We start from the raw sequence: 4,257 nt of genomic DNA, 5'->3' as shown, positions 1-4,257 counted from the left end.
CACCTGGGCGGCCCCACGCCCACCCTGGTCGACACCAGCACCGGCAAGGGCTGGTCCGCCTGGTCCCGCAACAAGCGCATCATCGTCATAGCGGTGATCGGCATCGTCGTCATCGGCGCCGCGGTGGCCGCGATCCTCGCCCTCTCCGGCGGCAACTCCAAGAAGAGCGCGTCCGGGACCACGACCAGCGCGCCCGCCAGCGTCCCCAACTCCGGCGCCTCCTCCAAGGCCTCGGCCCCGACCACCGCCGCGGCGGCCGGTCCGATCGGCGCGCAGCAGGGTGCGCCGGGCGCGAGTGACGTCGTCCTGCGCGGTCTCTACGTAGCCGCCGCGGACCGCGACTTCCAGACGGTCTGCGCCTCGCAGACCGTCGATGCGCAGAAGGGTGCGGCCAAGGGCGCCGGCTGGAACGGCCAGGGCGACCCCATGCCGCTGTGCGAGAAGTACTTCCAGACCAACTGGTCGACCATCAGCGCCGACTACCTGCGCAGCCGCCAGGTGACCGACGTCAAGCCGGGCGCGGCCCAGTCCACGATGACCGTCACCGTGAACGACCCGCCCCCGGCCGGCGGCGGCACCACCCGCAGCTTCACCGTGGTCTGGCAGGACACGCACTGGCTCCTGGAAGCGGCGAACGCCTGACCCCCGCCGCGCCCGGACCCGGTTCCACCCGTCCACTGGACGGTTCAGTGCTCAACGCGGCCCGGTCGGACCACTAACCTGTCACTTATGACAGGGCATGGACCGGCCGTCGCAGCGGTCGGAAACACAGCGGCCACAGGGAGTAACGGTACGTACTTCAGTACCTACTCCGTGGTCGGGATCCTCCTGCTCCTGGGTGTGGCGTTCGTGGCGACCGCCTTCGGGGCCAACCGCTTGTTGAGTCCTCACGCGCCCAGCCCCGAGAAGCTGCTCACCTACGAATGCGGCGTGGACCCGGTCGGCGAGGGGTGGGCCCATACTCAGGTCCGCTATTACGTATATGCGTTCCTCTACGCCATCTTCGCCGTAGACGCCGTATATCTGTTCCCCTGGGCGACCATCTTCGCGGCACCCGGCTTCAAGGGCACCACGCTCGTGGAAATGTTCGTCTTCCTCGGCTTCTTGGCGGTCGGCTTGCTGTACGCCTACAAGAAGGGTGTGCTGGCATGGCTGTAGACCTCCCCATCCCCCGCGTGGGCGCCCCCGGGCAGTCCTCTACAGAGGGACCAGGCACGGGAACAGGTACGGGAGCCGCATTAGGGCTCCTCAACAGCGCCGCCCCCCAACCGATGCGCGTCGTCCTCAACTGGGGACGCCGCTACTCCCTCTGGGTCTTCAACTTCGGCCTGGCCTGCTGCGCGATCGAGTTCATCGCCACCTCCATGGCCCGCCACGACTTCATCCGCCTGGGCGTCATCCCCTTCGCTCCGGGACCTCGCCAGGCCGACCTGATGGTCGTCTCCGGCACGGTCTCGGACAAGATGGCGCCGGCCGTGAAGCGGTTGTACGACCAGATGCCCGAGCCCAAGTACGTGATCTCCTTCGGCTCCTGCAGCAACTGCGGAGGGCCCTACTGGGACTCCTACTGCGTCACCAAGGGAGTCGACCAAGTCATCCCGGTGGACGTCTACGTACCGGGCTGCCCGCCCCGTCCTGAAGCTCTGCTTCAAGGAATCATTAAGCTCCAAGAAAAGATCGCGGCCGAAGACCTCGCCGCGCGCTATAGCGGACGTGATCCGCGCAACGCTCCGCGGCTCCCCTTTATGCGCCGCGCTCCTAAGCATCTCTCTAGAGCCTCTACCGGCGATGGCGGAGCGACGTCCCAAGCCGTCGCCGACACGAAGACCATCGCGGACATCCTCGCGACGGCCCAGGCGCAGGCCCCGGTCTCCCTCCTCCCGCCGCGTGAGGACGCCCCGACGGTCCTCCTCCCAGTTGTGGAGAAGCCGAAGCCGCCGAAGCTCTTCTACCGCCGCTACCCGAAGGAACTGCGGCGGTCCCGTGACATCGGTCTCAACATCCTCAACCAGAAGCCGGACCCCGACGATGACTGAGCCCGAGAGCGAGCGCGAGGTCGAGCCTCAGATCGAGCCCGAGATCGAGTCCCAGATCGAGATCGAGCCTGAGACCTGGGACGACGTCCAGGAGACCTTCGGCGAGCGGACCGTCACCGTCCCCTCCGACGACTGGCTGGCCACGCTGGAACGGGCCCACGGACTCGGCTACACGTTCTTCGACTGGCTGTCCGCCGTCGACGAGGAGGACGCCGGGTTCGACGTCTTCGCACACGTCGCCAAGATCGAGGGCGCGCAGAAGGCCACCCGCCTGCTGATCAGGACCCGCATTCCCAAGGACAAGCCCGAGCTGCCCTCGGCCGTGCCGATCTACCGGGGCGCGAACTGGCACGAGCGCGAGACGTTCGAGATGTTCGGCATCACGTTCACCCGGCACCCGAACCTGATCCCGCTGCTGCTGCCGGACGGCTTCGACGGCCATCCGCTGCGTAAGGACTTCGTGTTGGCCGCGCGGGTCGCCAAGGAGTGGCCGGGCGTCAAGGAGCCGGGGGAGGGCGGGCCTTCGCACGCCGCTCCGGCCGGGCGGGCGACGCGCCGTCGTATGGTTCCTCCCGGCGTTCCGGACGGCTGGCTGAAGCCTCTACCCGAGGACGAGCCGGCTAAGACCGGCGATGGACAGGAAGGCGGAGCATGAGCGTCACGGACGCCGTCGTCCGCCTGGCCATCATCATGGGGTTCTTCCTCATCGTGCCGCTGGTCGTCGGTCAGATGGAGCACAAGGCGATGGCGCACATGCAGTCCCGTGTGGGGCCGATGTACGCCGGGGCCTTCCACGGCTGGGCGCAGCTCGTCGCCGACGGCGTGAAGTTCGCGCAGAAGGAGGACGTGGTCCCGGCCGCCGCTGACCGCCGCGTGTTCCAGCTGGCGCCGGCCGTCGCGCTGATCCCGTACCTGGTGGCGCTGGTCACGATCCCGGTCGGGCCGGGCACGCAGGTCGGGCGGAACCTGGACGCCGGGCTGTTCTTCGTGCTGGCGGTGATGGGCGTCGGCGTGCTGGGCTCGCTGATGGCCGGCTGGGCCAGCGCGAACAAGTACTCGCTGCTCGGCGGCATCCGCAGCGCGGCGCAGCTGATGGCGTACGAGCTGCCGATGATCCTGGCCGCGTCCTCGGTGGCGATGGCCGCCGGCACGCTGTCGCTGACCGGTATCGCCGAGTCCTGGCACTGGTACTGGCTCCCCTGGCAGGCCGCGGGCCTGTTCGTGTTCTTCGTCTCGGGCCTGGCCGAACTCCAGCGTCCACCGTTCGACATGCCGGTGGCCGACTCCGAGATCATCTTCGGTGCCTACACCGAGTACACCGGCATCCGCTTCGCGCTGTTCCTGCTGGCCGAGTACGCCGGCATCGTCCTGCTGTCCCTGCTGACCGCGGTGCTGTTCCTCGGCGGCTGGAAGGGCCCGTTCTACTTCGGCCTCGGCGCCGCCGGCTTCGGCTGGTTCTGGACCATGGCCAAGACCCTGGTCCTGGCCTTCCTGGTGATCTGGCTCCGGGTGAGCTACCCGCGGCTGCGCGAGGACCAGCTCCAGAAACTGGCGTGGACGACGCTGATCCCCCTGGCGTTGGCGCAGATCGCGCTGACCGGAATCCTGAAGGTGGTCTGATGGCCGAGGACAAGAGCGCCGAAAAGCGCGGCCTGCCCGGCGCCGGCTTGGCCAAGGGCCTGGCCACGACCCTGAAGACGATGACCCACCGCTCCGTCACGGCGCAGTACCCGGACGTGAAGCCGGAACTCCCCCCGCGTAGCCGGGGCGTCATCGCTCTCCTGGAGGAGAACTGCACCTCCTGCATGCTCTGCGCGCGCGAGTGCCCGGACTGGTGCATCTACATCGACTCCCACAAAGAAGTCGTCCCCGCCGCCGAACCCGGCCAGCGCGACCGCACCCGCAACGTCCTCGACCGCTTCGCGATCGACTACAGCCTGTGCATGTACTGCGGCATCTGCATCGAGGCCTGCCCCTTCGACGCCCTCTTCTGGTCCCCGGAATTCGAGTACGCCGAATTCGACATCGTCGACCTCCTCCACGAAAAGGACCGCCTCCGCGACTGGATGTGGACGGTCCCCCCGCCCCCGGCCCACGCCGCGAACGCAGAGCCCCCGAAGGAAATCGCCGCAGCCCAGAAGACGGTCGAGAAGCAGGCGGCAGCCGAAGCCAAGGCAGCAGCCGACCGCGCCGCCGCCGCCGTGCCGAAGCCCACCCCCAC

5 protein-coding genes and 1 pseudogene are annotated in these 4,257 nt (G+C 68.4%); all 6 read left to right on the top strand.

Features of this window, described 5'->3' with window-relative positions; all coding sequences use genetic code 11:
* Positions 1-642, top strand: a pseudogene (locus tag IZR01_RS48440) (hypothetical protein); the annotation flags it as partial.
* Between the two features lie 87 nt (positions 643-729).
* Positions 730-1,158 carry an NADH-quinone oxidoreductase subunit A gene (locus IZR01_RS48435; protein WP_228556199.1) on the top strand — a complete coding sequence of 143 codons (429 nt, stop codon included), beginning with the start codon at positions 730-732 and terminating at the stop codon, positions 1,156-1,158.
* Complete coding sequence (locus tag IZR01_RS52810; RefSeq protein ID WP_369125452.1) at positions 1,149-2,036, top strand: NADH-quinone oxidoreductase subunit B; 888 nt, start codon at positions 1,149-1,151, stop codon at positions 2,034-2,036. The genes IZR01_RS48435 and IZR01_RS52810 overlap by 10 nt, the downstream gene beginning before the upstream one ends.
* A complete protein-coding gene (locus IZR01_RS48425; RefSeq protein WP_228556200.1) occupies positions 2,029-2,691 on the top strand; it encodes an NADH-quinone oxidoreductase subunit C in 663 nt (220 codons plus the stop codon). The genes IZR01_RS52810 and IZR01_RS48425 overlap by 8 nt, the downstream gene beginning before the upstream one ends.
* Entirely contained in the window at positions 2,688-3,656 is a 969-nt protein-coding gene (locus IZR01_RS48420; protein WP_194899847.1) for a complex I subunit 1/NuoH family protein, read from the top strand. The genes IZR01_RS48425 and IZR01_RS48420 overlap by 4 nt, the downstream gene beginning before the upstream one ends.
* A partial coding sequence (locus IZR01_RS48415; protein ID WP_194927809.1) for a NuoI/complex I 23 kDa subunit family protein occupies positions 3,656-4,257 on the top strand: 602 nt, incomplete at its 3' end. The genes IZR01_RS48420 and IZR01_RS48415, both read left to right, overlap by 1 nt.

This window comes from Catenulispora pinisilvae (assembly GCF_015356865.1).
Classification (GTDB): domain Bacteria; phylum Actinomycetota; class Actinomycetes; order Streptomycetales; family Catenulisporaceae; genus Catenulispora; species Catenulispora pinisilvae.
The sequence above is the reverse complement of the archived record's forward strand: the minus strand, read 5'-3'. Positions and strand labels throughout refer to the sequence as shown.

Coding starts and splice junctions, on each gene's coding strand:
- IZR01_RS48435 (WP_228556199.1), top strand. CDS start 730: ATGACAGGGCATGGACCGGCCGTCGCAGCGGTCGGAAACACAGCGGCC.
- IZR01_RS52810 (WP_369125452.1), top strand. CDS start 1,149: ATGGCTGTAGACCTCCCCATCCCCCGCGTGGGCGCCCCCGGGCAGTCC.
- IZR01_RS48425 (WP_228556200.1), top strand. CDS start 2,029: ATGACTGAGCCCGAGAGCGAGCGCGAGGTCGAGCCTCAGATCGAGCCC.
- IZR01_RS48420 (WP_194899847.1), top strand. CDS start 2,688: ATGAGCGTCACGGACGCCGTCGTCCGCCTGGCCATCATCATGGGGTTC.